General features: G+C 31.6%; 19 protein-coding genes. 9 read left to right on the top strand and 10 right to left on the bottom strand.

Features of this window, described 5'->3' with window-relative positions; genetic code table 11:
* From JBL43_RS12790 to hemA, 7 genes are all read right to left on the bottom strand, one after another.
* Complete coding sequence (locus JBL43_RS12790; protein ID WP_198841798.1) at positions 1–498, bottom strand: DUF6973 domain-containing protein; 498 nt, start codon at positions 496–498, stop codon at positions 1–3.
* Entirely contained in the window at positions 491–1,522 is a 1,032-nt protein-coding gene (gene hemE / locus JBL43_RS12785; protein ID WP_198841797.1) for a uroporphyrinogen decarboxylase, read from the bottom strand. The genes JBL43_RS12790 and hemE overlap by 8 nt, the downstream gene beginning before the upstream one ends.
* A gap of 25 nt (positions 1,523–1,547) precedes the next feature.
* Positions 1,548–2,837 carry a glutamate-1-semialdehyde 2,1-aminomutase gene (hemL, locus tag JBL43_RS12780; protein WP_198841796.1) on the bottom strand — a complete coding sequence of 430 codons (1,290 nt, stop codon included), beginning with the start codon at positions 2,835–2,837 and terminating at the stop codon, positions 1,548–1,550.
* A 104-nt stretch (positions 2,838–2,941) separates the two neighbouring features.
* Positions 2,942–3,607: a toxin-antitoxin system YwqK family antitoxin gene (locus JBL43_RS12775; protein WP_198841795.1), complete on the bottom strand. Its 666-nt coding sequence runs from the start codon at positions 3,605–3,607 to the stop codon at positions 2,942–2,944.
* Complete coding sequence (hemB, locus tag JBL43_RS12770; RefSeq protein WP_198841794.1) at positions 3,607–4,572, bottom strand: porphobilinogen synthase; 966 nt, start codon at positions 4,570–4,572, stop codon at positions 3,607–3,609. Before hemB ends, JBL43_RS12775 begins: the two co-directional genes overlap by 1 nt.
* Positions 4,573–4,649: 77 nt before the next feature.
* Complete coding sequence (gene hemC, locus JBL43_RS12765) at positions 4,650–6,233, bottom strand: hydroxymethylbilane synthase (RefSeq protein ID WP_198841793.1); 1,584 nt, start codon at positions 6,231–6,233, stop codon at positions 4,650–4,652.
* Between the two features lie 2 nt (positions 6,234–6,235).
* The gene (hemA, locus tag JBL43_RS12760) at positions 6,236–7,483 is read right to left on the bottom strand and encodes a glutamyl-tRNA reductase (RefSeq protein WP_198841792.1); all 1,248 of its coding nucleotides are present in this window, start codon (positions 7,481–7,483) and stop codon (positions 6,236–6,238) included.
* A gap of 190 nt (positions 7,484–7,673) precedes the next feature.
* On the opposite strand from hemA, the gene JBL43_RS12755 reads away from it, so the two are divergent.
* Both JBL43_RS12755 and JBL43_RS12750 read left to right on the top strand, forming a co-directional pair.
* Complete coding sequence (locus JBL43_RS12755) at positions 7,674–8,570, top strand: helix-turn-helix transcriptional regulator (RefSeq protein WP_198841791.1); 897 nt, start codon at positions 7,674–7,676, stop codon at positions 8,568–8,570.
* Positions 8,571–9,071, top strand: coding sequence for a TrmH family RNA methyltransferase (locus tag JBL43_RS12750; RefSeq protein ID WP_198841790.1), 501 nt, complete (start codon positions 8,571–8,573; stop codon positions 9,069–9,071).
* 144 nt (positions 9,072–9,215) lie between these two features.
* On the opposite strand, the gene JBL43_RS12745 is transcribed toward JBL43_RS12750, so the two are convergent.
* Positions 9,216–12,716 (bottom strand): TraB/GumN family protein, encoded by a 3,501-nt coding sequence (locus JBL43_RS12745; protein WP_198841789.1) that lies wholly within the window; start codon positions 12,714–12,716, stop codon positions 9,216–9,218.
* Between the two features lie 222 nt (positions 12,717–12,938).
* Here JBL43_RS12745 and hemH point away from each other — a divergent pair, with 222 nt between their 5' ends.
* Genes hemH through JBL43_RS12730 form a run of 3 tightly spaced genes read left to right on the top strand, consistent with a single transcriptional unit; the run spans position 12,939 to position 14,970 of the window.
* A complete protein-coding gene (gene hemH, locus JBL43_RS12740) occupies positions 12,939–13,970 on the top strand; it encodes a ferrochelatase (RefSeq protein ID WP_198841788.1) in 1,032 nt (343 codons plus the stop codon).
* 46 nt (positions 13,971–14,016) lie between these two features.
* Positions 14,017–14,400, top strand: coding sequence for a four helix bundle protein (locus tag JBL43_RS12735; RefSeq protein WP_198841787.1), 384 nt, complete (start codon positions 14,017–14,019; stop codon positions 14,398–14,400).
* Between the two features lie 18 nt (positions 14,401–14,418).
* Positions 14,419–14,970, top strand: coding sequence for a CopD family protein (locus JBL43_RS12730; RefSeq protein ID WP_198841786.1), 552 nt, complete (start codon positions 14,419–14,421; stop codon positions 14,968–14,970).
* A gap of 175 nt (positions 14,971–15,145) precedes the next feature.
* On the opposite strand, the gene JBL43_RS12725 is transcribed toward JBL43_RS12730, so the two are convergent.
* Together JBL43_RS12725 and recR are read right to left on the bottom strand one after the other, a co-directional pair.
* The gene (locus tag JBL43_RS12725; RefSeq protein WP_198841785.1) at positions 15,146–15,334 is read right to left on the bottom strand and encodes a hypothetical protein; all 189 of its coding nucleotides are present in this window, start codon (positions 15,332–15,334) and stop codon (positions 15,146–15,148) included.
* 190 nt (positions 15,335–15,524) lie between these two features.
* The gene (gene recR, locus JBL43_RS12720) at positions 15,525–16,145 is read right to left on the bottom strand and encodes a recombination mediator RecR (RefSeq protein ID WP_198841784.1); all 621 of its coding nucleotides are present in this window, start codon (positions 16,143–16,145) and stop codon (positions 15,525–15,527) included.
* Positions 16,146–16,248: 103 nt separating this feature from the next.
* Here recR and JBL43_RS12715 point away from each other — a divergent pair, with 103 nt between their 5' ends.
* The 4 genes from JBL43_RS12715 (at position 16,249) to JBL43_RS12700 (ending at position 19,930) form a co-directional block, all read left to right on the top strand.
* Complete coding sequence (locus JBL43_RS12715; RefSeq protein WP_198841783.1) at positions 16,249–17,784, top strand: sodium:solute symporter; 1,536 nt, start codon at positions 16,249–16,251, stop codon at positions 17,782–17,784.
* Positions 17,785–17,793: 9 nt separating this feature from the next.
* Positions 17,794–18,441 (top strand): pyridoxamine 5'-phosphate oxidase, encoded by a 648-nt coding sequence (pdxH, locus tag JBL43_RS12710; RefSeq protein WP_198841782.1) that lies wholly within the window; start codon positions 17,794–17,796, stop codon positions 18,439–18,441.
* 98 nt (positions 18,442–18,539) lie between these two features.
* On the top strand, positions 18,540–19,028 hold the full coding sequence (locus tag JBL43_RS12705) for a SixA phosphatase family protein (protein ID WP_117879329.1): 489 nt from the start codon (positions 18,540–18,542) through the stop codon (positions 19,026–19,028).
* An 8-nt stretch (positions 19,029–19,036) separates the two neighbouring features.
* The gene (locus JBL43_RS12700; protein WP_198841781.1) at positions 19,037–19,930 is read left to right on the top strand and encodes a Ppx/GppA phosphatase family protein; all 894 of its coding nucleotides are present in this window, start codon (positions 19,037–19,039) and stop codon (positions 19,928–19,930) included.
* Positions 19,931–19,932 lie beyond the last annotated feature (2 nt).

Here is a 19,932-nt window from a genome sequence, read left to right as displayed (position 1 = left end):
TCAATCCTCTAACTTTTCTATATAGACTAAATCATTACTATATTTTTTAATATCTTCTACAGAATAAATCATTTTTGCTTCAGCTACTTTTTCAATTAAAACATCAATAAATTGCTGTGTATTCCGCTCGTCATTCTGAATAAATATTTTTCTACCTACATGGTTATTATGAGAATCCATTTCTTTTTCTAAGGGCTCATTAGGTGAAAACTCTTCGTGCCAATCCGTTACTTGCTGAGCAAAACGTATTGCTCTTCTTGTATTACCACGCCATCTAGAACATTTTTTTGCAATTAATATATTCCAAAGTGCATGCCTAAAAGCATTGGTAACATTATTTTTATGATGTAATTTACCATACAATTCATCAGAAACTTTTACAGTTTGATACGTTGCTAATAATGCGGGGCCAAAACTTAATGGATGCCTAATAAATAAAAGAATAAATGACCAAGCATTTCCTTTATTTACTAATTTGATAAACTCTAACTTATCCATTAAATTCATATTCTTTTACCGCATCAATAAATGCTTTCGCATTATCTAACGGAATATTGGGTAAAATTCCATGCCCTAAATTAACAATATATTTATCTTTACCAAAATCATTTATCATTTGATGCACCATTTTTTTAATGGTTGCAGGGGGTGACAATAATCTTGACGGATCAAAATTACCTTGTAATGTAATTTTTCCTCCAGATAAGTAACGGGCATTCTGAGGAGTAATTGTCCAATCCACACCTAATGCACTAACATTTGATTTTGCCATTTCACTTAAAGCAAACCAACAACCCTTTCCAAATGCAATAACCGGAGCGTCATCTTTTAGGGCCTCAATGATTTGATTGATGTATTGCCAAGAAAACTCTTGATAATCTACCGGAGATAACATTCCTCCCCAAGAATCAAAAATCTGAACCACATCAACACCTGCCTTCACTTTTGCTTTTAAATAAGCAATCGTAGTATCTGTTATTTTTTGCAACAATTGATGTGCAGCTAATGGTTGTGTAAAACAAAAAGCTTTGGCTTTATCAAAATTTTTACTTCCTTGACCTTGCACTACATAACATAAAATTGTCCATGGAGACCCTGCAAAACCAATTAATGGAATATCATTATTTAACAACTCTTTTGTTGCTTTTATGGCCTGCATAACATAATCTAACTCTACATTTACATCAGGTACAATTACCTCGTCTACGCCTTTTTGATCTCTTACCGGATTTGGTAAATAGGGCCCAAAATTCGGTCTCATTTCCACTTCAATATTCATTGCTTGTGGAATAACCAAAATATCTGAAAATAAAATAGCAGCATCCATTCCATAACGTCTAATTGGCTGTACTGTAATTTCACTTGCCAATTCAGGTGTACGACATCTTGTAAAGAAGTCGTATTTTTCACGAATGGCAATAAATTCTGGTAAATATCTTCCTGCTTGACGCATCATCCAAACCGGAGGACGGTCAACTGTTTCGCCTTTTAAGGCTCTTAAAAACAAATCGTTTTTTATCATTATAAATGTAACTTAGGTCTAATTACTATTGTTTTGCCACTGCTTCCATGGCTTTATCAATTGCATTTTCTGTTTGCTCTAGATCTTTCTCGCTTAAAGCAGATGATAAAAACCATGCTTCAAATTGTGAGGGCGGTAAAAATATACCATTTTTAACCAACTCCCAGAAAAATACGGCAAACTTTTTTGTGTCTGACTCTTGTGCTTCTTCAAAGTTCGTAACTACACCTCTCTTAAAAAAAGGATTAATCATAGAGCCATATCGGTTGACAACAATGTCGACACCATGCTTATTTGCCTTTTCTCTTAACATCTGTTCTAGTCTAGCCGCAATTTCATCGAATTTTTGATAGGGATTTTGTTTTTTCAACTCTGTAAGTGTCGCAATTCCCGCTGCCATAGCAATTGGATTTCCACTTAACGTTCCTGCCTGATACATAGCTCCTAATGGCGAGACCATTTCCATAATTTCATTTCTTGCCCCATAAGCACCTACAGGAAAACCACCACCAATAACCTTACCTAAGCAAGTAATATCAGCTTCCACGCCTAACAATTCTTGTGCTCCACCAAATTTAGAACGAAAACCAGTCATTACCTCATCAACAATCAACAAGGCATTTTTAGTTTCTAAATACGCTTTTAACTCCTTTAAAAAATTACCTTGAGGAAGCACCACTCCCATATTACCAGCAATGGGCTCTATAATAACCCCAGCAATATCATCATGCTTTTCAAAATGTGCTTTTACACTTTCTAAATCATTATAGTTTGCTATTAAAGTATTTTTAACGGCTCCTTCTGGTACTCCTTTGCTTCCTGGTAAACTTAATGTCACTAACCCAGAACCTGCTGCAACCAACAAGGCATCAGAATGCCCATGGTAACAGCCAGCGAATTTTATGATTTTATCATTACCTGTGTAAGCTCTTGCCAAACGCAATGCACTTAGTACAGCTTCCGTACCTGAATTTACAAATCGGACTTTATCCATTCCTGGAAAAGCATCACAAACTATTTTAGCAAGCTTAATTTCATTTTTTGTAGAGGCTCCAAAAGTATATCCGTTTTTTAAGGCCTTTTTAATTGCCTTTTCTACTTTTTTATGTCTATGACCTAATATCATTGGACCATAAGACAAAACATAATCTATATAATCATTACCATCAACATCAGTAATAACTGTGCCTTTTGCTTTTTTAATAAATAAAGGATTACCACCCACAGAAGCAAAAGCTCTAACTGGAGAATTTACGGCACCCACTAAATGTTTTAATCCTTTTTTATATAGTTTTTCTGAATTTTTAAAGTCCATTTGTTTTTATATTCTATTCAACTTAAATTGAATAATTTATTTTCTTATATCTCTATAAATTAAAGGATTTTACCTTGTTAATTGCTTTTGAGATTATAATACAGTTACTCTTTTACAACAGCCCCTCCCTTAATTGTAATCGTTTCCAGAAATGCTCCAGATGACAAATCATAAACTTTTAAAGTACCTTTACCATCTTTTAAAGTACCAAAATCTATTTCTTTTCCATTGATATCATAAAACTCCTTTACATTAAAAACCATTCCATCTTTATACTCTATAGCTCTATGTAATTGTTCATTTTTAAAAAATTTCTTTGCTAAGCCATTTAACTCCCCTTTGCTGTACTGACCTTTTCCTGATATTGTACCTTTGGTATGGTACGTTATATACGCTCCATTTTTTTTATTATCCTTCAAATTAAATAATTCAGCTAATTTCCCATCCTCTGTATAAAACAACCATTCTCCTGTTTTATTCACAAAACGTCTTCCAAAAAAATCACGTTTCATTGGTTTTACATACGCTCCCTTAGCTTTAATTTTGCCGTTTTTATAGTAATTTTTCCATTCACCTTTTTCAAAATTACCTTGCGTATAGGTTGTATCGTTGGTATAAATTAGTTGATTAAAAAGTTTTCCATCATCGCTGTAAATTTTTTCTTCAGTTGCCTTTCCATATATTGGATGTAAAACTTCTTTTTTTTCTGTTTTTTGAGCATATAATGAACCAAAAACTAAAAACAATACAATAGAAATTCTAATACTCATTACTTTCTTATTAATATTTTGGCAACTTCTTTGGCAAAATAGGTAATAATTATGTCTGCTCCCGCCCTTTTCATGGACAATAAGCTTTCCATCATTACTCGTTCTTCATCAATCCAACCCTTTTCTCCTGCCGCTTTTATCATTGCATATTCACCACTCACGTTGTAGCATGCTATAGGTCTGTCAAAATTATTCTTTAAATCTCGTATAATATCTAAATAAGATAATGCTGGTTTTACCATAAGAATATCTGCCCCTTCTTCATCATCAAACGTAGCTTTACGCATAGCTTCATCTCTATTAGCGGCATCCATTTGATAGGTTTTACGATCTCCAAAACTTGGTGCAGAATCTGCAGCATCTCTAAAAGGACCATAAAAAGCGGAAGCATATTTTACTGAATAGGCCATAATGGGTAAATTTGAAAACCCTGAATTATCTAGAGCTTCTCGCACCATTGCAATCGTTCCATCCATCATTCCAGATGGTGCAATCATATCAGCTCCAGCCTTTGCATGAGAAATAGACTGCTTGGCTATATTGACCAAAGTAGCATCATTATCAACATCATTATCATGTAAAATACCACAATGTCCGTGCGAAGTATATTCACAAAAACAAACATCAGTAATTACATATAATTTTGGATAATTCTTTTTTATAAAACGTACCGCCTTTTGAATAATACCTTGATCACTCCAAGTTTCCGTTCCTTCATCATCTTTTTCTGAGGGAATTCCAAATAACAAAACTGCTGGAATATTTAAAGAAACAACGGCGTCTAATTCTTTTGAAATTCGATCGAGTGAAAAACGTTTTATGCCAGGCATTGAAACAATTTCTTTTTCAATATTCTCACCTTCTTCAATAAAAAGTGGATAGATTAAATCATCAACAGACAATTTTGTTTCTCTAACTAATCTGCGAATATTTTCTGATTTTCTAAGTCTTCGGGTTCTAAACATTACTTGTGTATTAACATGATACAAGGCTTACAAACACTAAATACTTTGGTAATTAAGTGACTACCTTTTAGTGTATGCTAGTTTTTTGCGAAGTGTAAATTAGCGAGCTCTATAACACTTTCAACAGTGGGTAAAGAAGCTACTTTTACTTCGTCAAAATATTTTTTCGCTTCTAAGGCTGTCGTCTCTCCTATACAAAAAGCAATACCAATCGCTTTATTTCCTTTCATATAACTTTGCACAGTTGACGGACTATAAAATAAAATCCCATCAGTGTCATCCTCAACTTTTAAAGGACTTAACATGGTTTTATAAGCCTCAACTTCATTAACAACCACATCATTTTCTTCCAAAAAGCTTGGCAATTCGTCTAAGCGTAAACTGCTCGTAAAATAAGTTACTTCTTTACTTTTTATATCTTTTAAAACAAGTGGGGCTAATTTCTTTGCATTTTTAGCCGTTAATTTAACTGGACCAATTTTTTTCTCAACCAACGCTTTGGTTCTACGACCTACGCAATAAATGTTTTTAAACTGCAATTCAGGTAAAGAAAAATTAGTCTCAAGTGACTCCACTGTATTTTTACTGGTAATTATCACATTTTCCAATTCTTTTTTCAATACTGGTTGTGGTATTCTACTAAATCTTACTTTTATAAAATCGCTATCATCTACCTTAATATCTTCATGCACCAATTTTGATTGACTAACCGTTAACTTTTTAGTTGAGCATAGTGTAAATTTCTTTTCGAATTTATCAAAATTGGACATCAACTTTTTACCTCCTCTATCTATAATAAACTCTGCAGCATCTTGAGCCAAATAGATATGCTTTCTAAGTTTTACGGTTTTATTTATTTCTTTCTTACTCGTACCATCTTCACTTAGAATAATCCCTTTTAGGGTAATTTCTTCATCGTTTATGTAACATAAAGCTCCTATTGGTGCTGAACACCCGCCTTCTAACAGGTTTAAAAACTTACGCTCTACATTGGTACAGATTTCAGTTTCTTCATGATTTAACTTACCACAAGCTTCTCTAACAAACTCATCTTTTTCAAGAGCAGAAATCATAATTGCTCCTTGTGCCGGGGCAGGAATCATCCAACTCAGTGTTACTAAATTTTCAGGTTCAATACCAATACGCTTTAATCCTGCGGCAGCGAAAATACCACCATTCCAATCTTCATTATCTTTTATTTTTTGTAACCTAGTATTTACATTACCTCTTAAACCAACGACCTTATGAGAAGGATACCGCTGTAACCATTGAGCTTTACGTCGTAAACTACCGGTTGCAATAATGGCATCTTTTTGAGCCATAAACTCCTCATTATCTTTAAAAATCAATACATCTTCAGATGGCCCTCTTTTTAAAACAGCAGCTTGCACAATACCTTCTGGTAGAATAGTAGGCACATCTTTGAGCGAGTGTACTGCAATATCAATTTCATCATTGAGCATTGCAATATCTAGGTTTCGCGTAAATACGCCGGTAATACCCATTTCATAAATGGGTTTATTTAAAACTAAATCACCCGTAGCTTTTATAGAAATCAATTTGGTCTTATAACCTAAATATTCTAATTGATGTTGTACGGTTTTTGCTTGCCACATCGCTAATTCACTATCACGAGTGCCTATTCTAATTATTTTGTCCATTGTTAATTTTTCAGCTGAAAAACCTTTGAAATTAATGCGATACTTTCATCGGAATTAGAATCATTATCTTTTAAATGATTTGCAAATTGTTTTGTAATTTTCTGAACAATCCTATCTGATAATAATTGAGCTTGTTGCTCATTAAAATCAGTTATTTTTTTTCTTTGAAAATTAATCTCTTCCAATTTGATTTCTTCCAATCGCAATTTTAAAGCTTTTATAGTTGGAGCAAATTTACGTGTTTCTAACCAAGCTTTAAACTCTTTTTTAATTTCATCTATTATTCCTTCTGCAAGTGGAATTTGTGCAGTTCTATTTTTAAGCGTATCATCGGTGATTTTAGAGAGATCATCTAAATGAACTAGATTCACATTCTCTAGGTCTTCTATATCATTTGATACATTTTTGGGTATGGATAAATCTAGAACCAATAATGGTTTATCATTAGATAATATCGCTTTTGTAACGGTAGGTATTGGAGCTCCAGTGGCTACAATTAAAACATCGGCTTTTTTTATTTCTGACTCTAAATTTGTAAAATCAGCAACTGTAACATCAAATTTTCCTGCTACCTCCAATGCTTTATCTTTAGTTCTATTAACCAAAGTTATATGTTTGTTATGTGTATGCTTTACTAAATTATCGCAAGTATTTCTACCTATTTTACCTGTACCAAACAACAGAATATTTTTATCTGAAATTTGCTGAACATTATTAAGTATATATTGAACGGATGCAAATGACACCGATGTGGCACCAGAACAAATTTCTGTCTCGGTTTTTACACGTTTGCTTGCTGTAATTACATTATTTATTAAACGATCTAAAAAAGTCTTTAATAAATTTAATTTTTTAGATTGTGAAGCACTTTTCTTTAATTGTCCAATAATTTCAAAATCACCTAATATCTGACTATCTAATCCAGTTCCAACTCGGAAAATATGATCAATTGCATCATTATTCTTATAAATAGAGGCTACTTTTTCAAACTCTTCAATGGTTCCATTAGAGTGTTTACATAGTAACTTAATGAGCTGAAAAGGGTGTGCTGCAAAACCATATATTTCGGTTCTGTTACATGTTGAGATTACCATTAATTCTTCTATACCATCAGCCGCCGCTTCGTTTAACAAATCTACCTTAGCAGATTCCGTTAAGCTAAAACGACCACGAACTTCAGCATTTGCCTTTTCATAGCTTAAGCCAATACAGTAAAAAGTATGATGTTTGGAAATGTTATAACGTTGCATATTTTTTCAATCGGAGCAAAAATATAATTAGTATATGAATAAAAACAACGCTGAAAGGATTATTTATATCGCTTCACGTTTTTTAGACTACTAAAAGCTTAAAATTAATTATAAACCCTATATTTGCTACTACTAATGCTATTTTAACGTGCCCAATTTAGAACTATTCTAAATAATAAAATTTTGATAAATGCCTAAAATTGATTTAAAAAATAACGCAGAAAGTCCCATTCTAAAAAATGAAGTTGAAGATGGTATTCACTTGCTTAAATCATTGAATGAAAGTAATGATATTCAAACAATTACACATGATATTGACAGTAGCTACATCCAATTTCATTTCTGTTTAAAAGGATCTTCAAAATTCTTATTTAACAATGGAAATTACAGTTTTGATATCGCTGATGACAATTCATTATTACTATACAATCCTCAAACAGATTTACCTTTAAATTTAGACTTACCCTCCAAGTCATGGGTAATTTCACTCTTTATATCTATTAAAAAATTCCATTCGCTATTTTCGCAAGAAGCCGATTTTATTCACTTTTTAACGAATGATAATAGAGATAAAAAATATTATGACACCAAGGTAACTTCCCCTGCATTATCTGTTGTTCTAAATCAAATAACTAATTTCAATATCAATAGCTCCTTAGAAAAACTCTATTTGAAAGGAAAGATTTATGAATTATTAAGTTTGTATTTTAATCATGGTGGTGAAGCTGACATTGAGCAATGCCCATTCTTAGTTGATGAGCACAATGTGCTTAAAATTAGAAAAGCCAAAGACATTATTATTGCAAATATGACAGAGCCGCCAAGCTTACAAGATTTAGCCAATGATGTGGACTTAAATTTAAAAAAATTAAAAACAGGATTCAAACAAATTTATGGTGATACTGTGTATAGTTTTTTATTTGATTACAAAATGGAAGTAGCACGTAAACTTTTAGAGACCAATAAATTCAATGTCAATGAGGTCGGATTAAAAGTTGGCTACAGCACTTCTAGCCATTTTATTGCAGCATTTAAAAAGAAATATGGAACTACACCTAAAAAATATGTTTTAGCATTACAAAGTTAGATGAAGCAGCTTACACATAACGAGACCGTAAACAACAAAAGAAAATTTCCAATAACAATAGTTTGTGATGCCATACGAACTCCTGAAAATATTGGAATGTGTTTTAGAATTGCAGAATCTTTTGGTATTGAGAAGATATACCTTCATGAAAACTCTGCCAATTTACAAAATAGAAAAATTCAAAAAACATCGAGAAACACAATAGATCAAATAGAACATACTAGATATTCAGATTTTAACGACCTGATACTGAACCTTAAAAAAAATGGTGTACTGGTAGTTGGTTTAGAAATTACAGACAATAGCACTGCAATTCAAGATTTTGATTTTAAAGTGTATTCAAAAATTGCTTTGGTGGTTGGAAGTGAGCGAAATGGTATAAGCAATATAGACTTACTCGATAAAAGTATCGCAATACCCATGTTTGGAAAAAACTCATCAATGAATGTAATTCACAGCTTAGCTATTGCTTTGTATGAAATTACAAATCAATTGAGTTAACAGCGAACTCCATATTCAATTCATTAATCTGTGGCTTCATAACTACATTCAACATAAAATTATAGCTTCTCTATTTTGAGAATGTAAAGGGAGTTCATAGGTTGGTTTTATTCTGAATTATTTCCAATTCCAATCGACTATGAATTAATAATGCCCTCCAAGTGAAACATCAGTATTTTGATTTGAATTTAAACGTTTCCTATTTTTATATTTCATTAAATTTAAGGCTTCGTCAACTAATTCATTATCAGTTTTTGTATCGTTTAACATTAATCCTCTATTTGCAGTTAAATAATAAGGTTTAATATTTATTTGATTTCCATCCTTTTCAAAAGCAATGTAATGCAACCAATCTACATCACCATAATCATTTACATTTTTCATTTTAAAGAAATAGACCTCTAAATTTTTCTTCCCTACTGTTAATTTTTCTTTTTTAAAGAATGATATTTCATCCTTTTCCTTATCGTAATAAGCATTAGCGAACAACCTAGATTGAGCATATTTTTGTTGAAATTGATCTGTTTTTAAAACTTCCGGTAGCAACTTATGTTTCTCTAATTTATCAATTAATGTATATACATTTTCCGTTTTTCCAATAGTCTTATCTTTTAATTTTTGAGGTATTATTAACCCTTTTGATTTTAATAACACATAATAATTACACAAAGCATCAATATCACTACTTTCTAAAAGTTTCGTATAAAACTGTGCTACATTCTTTTCCTCTCTAAAAGGATCTAATAAATTAACATAATACCCCAACAACGATTCCACTGAAGAAGAATTACTGTAAGATTGCACATCTGTAAGACTTCGCTTTAACTCAATTTTAGCGTCGTTAAGCAACTGTTCTTTATATTTCTTATAAACTTTTGGCTTAATAAAACTACTATCTTTTAACCTTGACAATAAACTATAAATTGGTTTTTTATACTCTTGAATAGAAGAGTATTTTAATAATTCAGGAAACAACTTCTTCTTTAATTTCAAAGAATCATTACGTAATGGATTATCAAAAATTGTATTCATGGAATAGTTACCTACAGGAAAATCATTCTCTAATAAATCTAATATTGTTTTATAAGATTCACTATGCTTTTTAGCAACTAATGCTTTGATAATATCAATTTGTGTTTCAGGCTCACTATAAGATTTTATATATAATTGTTTTAAAAAAGGTACAATTTTTTCACTTTTCAACTTAGATAATTCTCCTATAATATAACCTTTAGCATACTTATTATCTTTAGAAAACTCATGTGTGTTTAAAATGGAAATCATAGCATTAACATCCTTTTCGCTAAAATTCAACAAATAATGAGCATTATCCGCAAGGCTGTCATTACTTTTTAAGGCCTTAAAATAATCAACTACTTTATCTTCAAACACATCTCTTCCTAAGAGCGTATCTATTGGCGTAAATGTTTTATAAAACGTATCAACAAATTTGGAAGAAGTACTTAAACTATCTTCCATTGTTTTTAACTCATACAGCACTCCTAATTTTAGAATTTTTTTGACCCGTATTCGTTTTGCACTTAAACTATCTTTTGCTAAAAAAGTATAGGTATAAAGCCCATTTTCCTTTTGCTTCTTTTTATTTACCAACTTAAATTTATATGAATACGCTTTCTCTGCTTGACTCCAAAGACTATCAATGTTTTCAAACATCTGCAAATCGTGATATTTAGTTCTAGTAACTACAATATTTTCATTGGTCTTAGAACTGTATTGTGTGGTATTATTATGTGCAGCATAAGGCTTTTGCTTTACACCTCCACCATAAAGGTTCATTGGAAATGGCGGTTTAGTATTTGTCTTTACCGTAAAATATAATGCGGTATCTTGTACTTGTTTAAACTCTTCTTTATAAATAATATCTTTTAATTTAAACGAATTGAAATACGTATTTGCAACAAGAGAATCTTTACCAACATAGCCTAATAAATAGTAAGACTCATCTTTCACAATACTTTTTAATGCAAGTTGTTGATGCGTGGCTGAATCTAAAATAGCATTAGACTGATAAGCTGCATATTTATCTGAAACCTCTTTTCCAAATTGCTTAGTTAATTTTAAATTTTTATAAAAAGCATGGTGAATGTATTCTGCTTCAAACTTATCTTCTTCAATATAATTCACATCGTGCACCGGTACTTCTTGTAAAAAATAATATCCAGAATCGTCATATGATTGGATCAAATTCTTACCCGCAACATTAAAGCTTTCTGAATTGTAATTTTGTGGCATTTGAACAGAATATTTACCAAAACTAGGCGAAAACTCCGACCATTTACTTGTTAAAGGTCTAAAAGAAATAGAGTTGAAAATTTTATCTGCATGTTTTAATGCATAGTCACCTTTACCTCCTAATTTAATAATTACGATTTCTAATGGTGTTTTATATATATGATATTTTTGATAGTCTTCTTTCTTTGTTTTGTTTAAAATACTAATACCAGGATAAGGTGTCGTTAGTATTTCTTTTTTAATTATTTTCCCAGGAATATCTTCATAAAGTAAATGATCAATATCGTCTAAGCTAATTTTTGTACTTCCATTAGTATTTAAATAATCAAATGTATTCATTCTCGTTATCGCTAAATAACCTCCATTTGCCATATCTGTAGCAACATAATATTTTTGATTTAAAAAATTGAGCTCTAATAATTTTTCAAAACTTTGAATACTCAAAAAATTGTCAGGGGTAGCTTCTAACTTTAATGTTGGTTCAACAATAGTTGATTCCAATTTATTTTTCATTGTAGTGGCAAGTGACGTTCTTTTAGATGTTAAAGCCGTTACCGAATAACCTCTTCTTCTCAACATTTCGATAACCCCGTTTTCCCCAGGTAAGTGAGCAGCACCAACTCCCGAAAAAACTGATTTATGCTGTATTAAAGAGTCTAATACATTAACCATATTTTCATTACGCTGATATAACATATATTTTCTAAAATGCTCCGTATTTGTAGCCTCTCCAATAGAATCTAATAAATCTAAATTCCGATCTCTGTAAGCATCCTCAGTTAACATATACATTGGTTTTTCTTTGTACAACTTTTTTAACCAAGTGTCTTGCTGCTTTTTTATAGAATTATAACTTGCCTTGGTAACTAAATACCTAGACTCATTAAAGTCTTCAAGTCCAACAACAGGTTTGTGATTTTTCTTACCAGCTTGATATATAAACATATCTAAATAGGTTTCTTCTTCAAAATTATCAGAACCTGATTGCTTTCTATACAGGTAGCTATTCACTAATGTATTATCTAAACGTATCGCATTTCTAATGGCCAACTTTTGTGGAAAAGGCAATTCAAATAAAGCTCCATAAAAATCTTTATTGTAAAAGTTACCTGCTCCATAATAACTCATACCCGCATTAATCATATCGTAACTATTTTCTAGCCATTCTGTTGGGTCTGACTCTAAAGCAACAACTTCACTTTTCTCTAAAGACTTATAGAATACATCGTCTAAGCGAAAAGCCACTTTACTACTGACATGCATAGTACCATACAGGTAAGAATCCTTTTCTAGATTATTCCCTGATATTTTCCAAAGTAAACTCTGATATTTTTGTTGTGCAGACAGTATTGAGCATACAAATAGTAAAATTACAGGAATATATTTCTTCATGTGTATAAAAGTAAAAGTGATTTAATATAAAGTGGTAGCAACAATATTGCTTCAAGAATAAAACAACTTAAGACGACTTTATCCTAATGATATCGTAAATATATTTATTATTTTAACAACGAGAAATACAAATTGAGTAAAACAGTGGCCAGAATGAGTAAACAACATTTTTTCATCAAAACTTCACGAATAATTGTATTTTTGTAAGCCAATTTGTAATTAATGAAGAAAGGAATTTTATTAGTCAATCTAGGCTCTCCTGACAGCACCAAAGTAAAGGATGTTAGAAAGTATTTGGATGAATTTTTGATGGATGAGCGTGTTATCGACATTCCACGATGGAAAAGATATTTGCTCATAAAAGGCATTATTCTAAACACGCGTCCTAAAAAATCGGCCAAAGCCTATAAAAAAATATGGTGGAAAGAAGGATCTCCTTTAGTGGTTATATCTGAACGCTTCTCTAAAAAAGTTGCTGACAAGTTAGAAATTCCTGTAGCCTTAGGAATGCGTTATGGTTCCATGAGTATTGAAAGTGGAATTGCACAACTTGTAAAAAGAGGTGTAGAAGAGATATTACTCGTACCATTATATCCACATTACGCCATGTCTTCTTTTGAAACCGTAGTGGAAAAAGCTAAGGAAATTAACAGAAAAAAATATCCAACAATTAAGATGGATGTAATGCCCGTATTTTATAACAATAGCGATTATATAAAGGTAATGAGTGCCAATTTAAAACGTCACTTATCGGGATTTGAATATGATCATATTTTGTTTTCATATCATGGAATTCCGGAACGACATATTATAAAATCAGATACCACAAATTCACATTGTAAAATTGACGGTTCGTGTTGCGATACGCATTCAAAAGCTCATAGAACCTGTTATAGACATCAGTGCTTTGAAACCACAAAAGCCATTGCAAAAACATTACAATTAAAAGAAGGAACGTACAGTAATTCGTTCCAATCTAGATTGTTAAAAGACCCTTGGTTAAAACCTTACACCGATTTTGAATTGGAGAAATTTGGAAAAGAGGGTGTTAAAAATTTAGCCGTAATTACTCCTGCTTTTGTAGCTGACTGCTTAGAGACCCTAGAGGAAATTGCGATGGAAGGCGAGCATCAGTTTAAAAGTGCAGGTGGTCAAGGATACAAACACATACCTTGTCTAAATGATAATGATGACTGGGTAGATGTGATGGTAAATTGGGTGAATGAATGGGTTGGTGAACCAGTTAATATTTGAGTAACGATTTTTGAGTAACAATTAACGATTTCTGAATTAAGAATTAATGGAAACCAATAAACTAGAAGATAGGTTAATAAATTTTTCTGTTCTTGTTATTGCTATTTATGATAATCTTAAGACCAGTTACGCTGCTAATTATTATGGTAATCAATTAATCAGGTCATCAGGTTCTCCGGCATTGAATTATGGAGAAGCTAGAAGTGCAGAGTCTCATAAAGACTTTGTTCATAAAATGGGAGTTTGTTTAAAAGAATTAAGAGAAAATTTTAATTGTTTAAAAATAATAAGTAGAGCTAATCTTTATCTCGAGAATCAAGAGGATTTAGACAATGCCCTGGACGAAAACAATCAATTAATTTCAATTTTTGTCGCAAGTATAAAACTTCAAAAAGCAACAATTCAAAAATCAAAAATCGTTAATCGTTAAATTATTCTTTAACCAAAAATGAATTACCTCTACCTTAAATCATTACACATTATTTTTGTAACCACATGGTTTGCAGGACTTTTTTATATTATTAGGCTTTTTATCTATTTTAAAGAAGCAGAAAAAAAACCGAATTTAGAAAAGGGCATCTTACAAAAGCAATACAAATTAATGATTAAAAGGCTTTGGTATATCATAACTTGGCCTTCTGCGATTTTAACATTGATTTTTGCAACATGGTTGTTGATTGTTCAACCTATTTGGTTATCAACCTCTTGGATGTGGATTAAATTAGTATTTGTTTTACTGCTGTATCTATATCATTTTTCGTGTCAACACATGGTCAATCAAATTGAAAAAGGTTTTCTTAACTATTCTTCTTTCGGATTGCGAATTTGGAACGAAGTGGCCACTATCTTGCTCTTTGCCATTGTATTCTTGGTTGTACTAAAAAATTCTATTGGTTGGATTTTTGGAACCTTAGGTATACTTGGGGTTTCCATTTTATTGATGTTGGGTATAAAATTATATAAGAGAATTAGGAGTAAAAGAAGTTGGGATAAAGAATAAGTTTACACTTTTTTCTTCTTTTTATATGCTTTTAGACCAATATCAGCCAAAACATAAATAATAGCACCATATATAATAACCCTCCTTCCAGGGAAATCGACATGCATAACACTAAGAATTGCCACTGCAATAATTAGAATTGAAATTAATATATCTATAATTTTTTTCAATTCCTTTAAAAATTATTATAGCCCGTCTCTTTCTTTTCCTTTAAAAAAGCACGTTTTATGGTCTTTATTCTTACTTTTTTACTTTTAGGAGTTAACAGCTTACTATTCTTAATAGCCAGAATTTTAACTTTAAACTTTTCTTTAAGTGAATCTAAATAATCACTTTCTCCGTTATGGTGTATTTCTAAATTCATATTATGTTAATTAACAATTACCTGTGGCTCTCCTCATCACATATGCAATTTCTCCTGCAACTAAAATAAGAATTTTTACTGAAATAATTGTTCTTGACTTTTTATCTGTATAATGTTTAAGAGTTAAACTCAAACTCAGATACAAAAAAAACAATTGAAATTTGGTACTTGAGATTTGTTGTTTTTATTTTTACCCTTGCTTCAAACTCCCTTCAAAAGGAATTCTATTTAAAATACTTCTACCTAAGGTAATTTCATCGGCATATTCTAACTCATTACCTACAGCTATTCCTCTCGCAATTGTAGAAACACTAATATCTAAATCTTCCAACTGTTTATAGATATAAAAGTTGGTAGTATCACCTTCCATGGTAGGACTCAATGCAAAAATAATTTCTTTTATTGTACCTCCTCTGACTTTAGCAACCAAACTATCTATGGTTAAATTTTGTGGACCAACACCTTCAATAGGAGAAATTTTACCTCCTAAAACATGATACATTCCTCTAAACTGAGCTGTACTTTCAATAGCCATCACATCTCTAATATCTTCAACTACACAAATTAGCTCATCGTTTCTGTTTTTATTAGCACAAATTTCACACAGATCAACATCAGAAATATTGTGGCAATTTTTACACAACTTCACCTTCTCTTTTAAGTTTTGCAACGCCTCGGTTAAATATGTGGTCCGTTCTTTAGGTTGTTTTAATAAATGCAATACTAAACGTAAAGCGGTACGCTTTCCAATTCCGGGCAATTGAGACACCTCATTCACCGCATTTTCTAAGAGTTTTGAAGAAAAATTCATGGTGGCTAATTTATAAAAATTAAACTAGAAATTCTGAGGTCAAAATCCTAAATCTTAAACTAAAAAAAACCTTATATTCGTACCTCAAAATTAAAACGAACCTATGCAACCCATTCATATTCTCCTTTTAATAGCCGCCTACTTTGGTGTGTTAATACTCATCTCATTTCTTACCGGAAAGTCAGCAACTAATGAGACTTTTTTCAAAGCAAACAACAAATCACCTTGGTATATCGTTGCGTTTGGAATGATTGGAGCCTCATTGTCTGGAGTAACTTTCATTTCTGTGCCAGGAATGATTGGCGGATCACAATTTGCGTACATGCAAGGTGTGTTCGGATTTTTAGTTGGCTATCTATTAATTGCATTTATCTTATTACCCATTTATTATAAATTAAACGTTACTTCTATTTATCAATATTTAGAACAACGCTTTGGAAAAGTGAGTTACAAAACAGGAGCCTTTTTCTTCTTACTTTCAAGAGTTACTGGTGCATCATTTAGACTATTTTTAGTTGCACTTGCCATGCAGTATATTGTTTTTGAACAAATGGGTGTACCCTTTTGGCTTACCGTGGTTATTTCAATACTTCTGATTTGGCTTTATACCTTTAAAGGCGGAATAAAAACCATTGTTTGGACAGATACGTTACAAACCTTGACCATGTTAACAGCTGTAGGTCTTGCTATTTATCTAATTAATGAAAAACTTGATTGGTCTTACATTGAGTTTTTAAAAACAGACGCCTTTGCAGAAAGAGGTCAAATATTCTTTTTTGACAACCCAAATAGTGCTACTTACTTTTGGAAATACTTTATTGGAGGTATTTTTATAACTATAGCCATGACTGGATTAGATCAAGATATGATGCAGAAAAACCTAACGTGTAAAAACAAAGGTGATGCTCAAAAAAACATGATTTCGATGTCTGTATTATTAGTTATTGTTAATTTCTTCTTCTTATCTTTAGGTGCATTACTCTTTATATATGCAGATAAATTAGGGATTGAAATTCCTGTAGTCGATGGTAGAACAAGAACCGATTTATTATTCCCTGAAATTGCCATGAATCAAGATTTAGGTACACCGCTAGCTGTTGTTTTTATTATCGGCTTAATTGCTGCAGCCTATTCAAGTGCTGATAGTGCATTAACTTCATTAACCACCTCTATTTCAGTAGATTTTTTAGGTATCGAAAAAAGACCAAAAGAGAAACAAATTCCATTGCGTAAAAAAGTACATATTGGTGTCTCTCTTTTATTGATAGTAGTAGTTATTATTTTTAATGAACTTGATGGTAATGTAGTCAGTAACCTTTTTAAATTTGCTACGTTCACCTATGGACCTCTGTTGGGTTTATTTATGTTCGGTATTATTACAAAATATCAAATTAAGGATAAATACGCATGGATTATTGCTCTACTATCTATTGCATTAACCTATTTAATTAGCATTTCTCCTGTTCTCTATGCTTATTATTTAGATTATGAAAATATAATTTCATGCGGAAAACCAGCATGGGAATGTGCAGAAAATTATTCAATTGAAAATAACTTCTATCAATTTCATTGGGAGATATTACCTATAAATGGATTGATTACCGTGATAGGATTATGGTTTATCAGAAAGAAAAAGTAACTTTACAATATGGAAAAAGACCTAAGTAATTATAGAAAGACCTATGAAAAGGATGATTTACTGGAAGAAAATACTCCAGAAAATCCTATAGAATTATTTAGAGATTGGTTTTTGGTTGCTGATAATGATGAAAGTGTTCATGAAGCAAATGCCATGAATATTTCCACCATTGGTTTAGATGGTTTCCCTAAAAACAGAGTCGTTCTTTTGAAAAAATTTACTTGGGAAGGTTTTATCTTTTATACCAATTATAATTCTGAAAAAGGAAAAGCCATTTTTAAAAACCCCAATATCTGCTTGTCTTTTTTCTGGCCCGCATTAGAACGCCAAATCATCATAAAAGGTGTAGCTGAAAAGTTAGCTAAAAATTTATCAGATGGCTATTATGAAACTCGCCCTGACGGGAGTAAATTGGGAGCTTGGGCATCTAATCAAAGTGAAGTAGTATCTTCAAGAAAAGAATTAGACGAGCGGTTAAAAGAATATGAGAATGAATTTGAGGGTAAAGAAATACCTCGTCCTCATAATTGGGGTGGTTTTTTAATAAAACCAATAAGTATTGAATTTTGGCAAGGCAGACCTAATAGAATGCACGACAGAATCAGGTATACATTAGATTTTGAATTTAATTGGAAAAAAGAACGATTGGCACCATAATTTACTTTTGTAATTTACGTTTTAATAGTAATTTAGCTTTATGACAATTAAGTCTGTCTTTTAACTAAAAAATATTTCCCGCGACAGCGGAGCTTAACATGAAAACACTTTATATCGTTAGACACGCAAAATCATCATGGGAATATTCTTCGATTGAAGATATTGACAGACCTTTAAAAGAAAGAGGCATAAACGATGCTTATTTAATTTCAAAAGAACTTCTTAAAAAAGTTAAGCCACCCAATGTGTTTTTGTCTAGTTGTGCGGCACGGGCTTTACACACGGCAATGATATTTGGCTACACATTTAATTATCCCTTGGCCAATTTAAAAATAAGTAAATCATTATATAGTTTTAGTGATGGTTACCTCATTAAAACAGTTAAAGCCTTGGATGATGGATTTAAGTCTGCCATTATTTTTAGTCATGATCATGGTATCAATACTTTTGTGAATACATTTGGTAGCGATCCTATTAGCCACGTTCCTACTTGTGGTGTAATCGGCATTAAGTTTGACATAAAACATTGGAAAAACATAAAAAAAGGGAAAACGTTTTTACAAGAGTTCCCTAAACATTATAAATAAAGCATAGTTTGGAAATAAAAAAATACGCCGCTATCGATATTGGTTCTAATGCCGTCAGGTTATTGGTTTCCAATGTAATTGTTCAAGAAAATTCACCTACTCAATATAGAAAATCATCATTGGTTCGGGTTCCAGTAAGATTAGGTGCAGATGCATTTACAACGGGTGTTATTTCGGAAAATAACCAAACCCGAATGATTAACACCATGAAAGCCTTTAAGTTATTGATGGATGTTCATGGTGTTGAAAAATATAAAGCTTGTGCCACTTCTGCAATGCGAGAAGCAAAAAATGGTCAAGAGGTTATTGAGAAGATTTATAAAGAATCAGGAGTTAATATCGATATCATAAACGGAAAAACGGAAGCCGCAATTATTTCAGCTACCGATTTAAATGAGTTAATTTTAGGTGATAAATCATATTTATATGTAGATGTTGGTGGTGGTAGTACCGAATTAACCTTTTTTAGTAAAGGTAAAATTATAGCTTCTAAATCCTTTAAAATGGGTACCGTACGAGCTATTGACAAACAAACTCATAAAGAAATTAATAAAAAAATTAAAAACTGGATTGAAAATAAAAGTGAAGGCCTTTCAAAAATTGCCTTAATCGGTTCTGGAGGAAATATCAACAAAATTTTTAAAATGTCTACCAGAGCAGAAGGAAAACCACTTTCTTATATTTATATGCGAGCACATTATAAGTTCTTAAAACAAATGACTTATGAGCAACTAATCAGTGAACTAGGTTTAAATCCAGACCGTGCAGATGTTATTATACCTGCAAGTAAAATTTACATTAATGCTATGAAATGGAGTGGAGCAAAGAATATTTATGTTCCAAAAATAGGATTAGCTGATGGTATTATAAAAGCATTACATTCGGGTAAATTAGACGAGTAACC

The sequence above is a fragment of the Aureibaculum flavum genome (assembly GCF_016406085.1).
GTDB classification, from domain to species: domain Bacteria; phylum Bacteroidota; class Bacteroidia; order Flavobacteriales; family Flavobacteriaceae; genus Aureibaculum; species Aureibaculum flavum.
This window is presented reverse-complemented; position numbering and strand designations above follow the sequence as displayed.

Bases quoted from the DNA above. Each gene is read 5' to 3' on its own strand.
- JBL43_RS12705 (WP_117879329.1), top strand. From the start codon at position 18,540: ATGAAAACACTTTATATCGTTAGACACGCAAAATCATCATGGGAATAT.
- hemC (WP_198841793.1), bottom strand. From the start codon at position 6,233: ATGGACAAAATAATTAGAATAGGCACTCGTGATAGTGAATTAGCGATG.
- JBL43_RS12745 (WP_198841789.1), bottom strand. From the start codon at position 12,716: ATGAAGAAATATATTCCTGTAATTTTACTATTTGTATGCTCAATACTG.
- JBL43_RS12790 (WP_198841798.1), bottom strand. From the start codon at position 498: ATGGATAAGTTAGAGTTTATCAAATTAGTAAATAAAGGAAATGCTTGG.
- hemE (WP_198841797.1), bottom strand. From the start codon at position 1,522: ATGATAAAAAACGATTTGTTTTTAAGAGCCTTAAAAGGCGAAACAGTT.
- hemL (WP_198841796.1), bottom strand. From the start codon at position 2,837: ATGGACTTTAAAAATTCAGAAAAACTATATAAAAAAGGATTAAAACAT.
- JBL43_RS12755 (WP_198841791.1), top strand. From the start codon at position 7,674: ATGCCTAAAATTGATTTAAAAAATAACGCAGAAAGTCCCATTCTAAAA.
- pdxH (WP_198841782.1), top strand. From the start codon at position 17,794: ATGGAAAAAGACCTAAGTAATTATAGAAAGACCTATGAAAAGGATGAT.
- recR (WP_198841784.1), bottom strand. From the start codon at position 16,145: ATGAATTTTTCTTCAAAACTCTTAGAAAATGCGGTGAATGAGGTGTCT.
- JBL43_RS12735 (WP_198841787.1), top strand. From the start codon at position 14,017: ATGGAAACCAATAAACTAGAAGATAGGTTAATAAATTTTTCTGTTCTT.
- JBL43_RS12775 (WP_198841795.1), bottom strand. From the start codon at position 3,607: ATGAGTATTAGAATTTCTATTGTATTGTTTTTAGTTTTTGGTTCATTA.
- JBL43_RS12725 (WP_198841785.1), bottom strand. From the start codon at position 15,334: ATGAATTTAGAAATACACCATAACGGAGAAAGTGATTATTTAGATTCA.
- JBL43_RS12730 (WP_198841786.1), top strand. From the start codon at position 14,419: ATGAATTACCTCTACCTTAAATCATTACACATTATTTTTGTAACCACA.
- hemB (WP_198841794.1), bottom strand. From the start codon at position 4,572: ATGTTTAGAACCCGAAGACTTAGAAAATCAGAAAATATTCGCAGATTA.
- JBL43_RS12715 (WP_198841783.1), top strand. From the start codon at position 16,249: ATGCAACCCATTCATATTCTCCTTTTAATAGCCGCCTACTTTGGTGTG.
- JBL43_RS12750 (WP_198841790.1), top strand. From the start codon at position 8,571: ATGAAGCAGCTTACACATAACGAGACCGTAAACAACAAAAGAAAATTT.
- hemA (WP_198841792.1), bottom strand. From the start codon at position 7,483: ATGCAACGTTATAACATTTCCAAACATCATACTTTTTACTGTATTGGC.
- hemH (WP_198841788.1), top strand. From the start codon at position 12,939: ATGAAGAAAGGAATTTTATTAGTCAATCTAGGCTCTCCTGACAGCACC.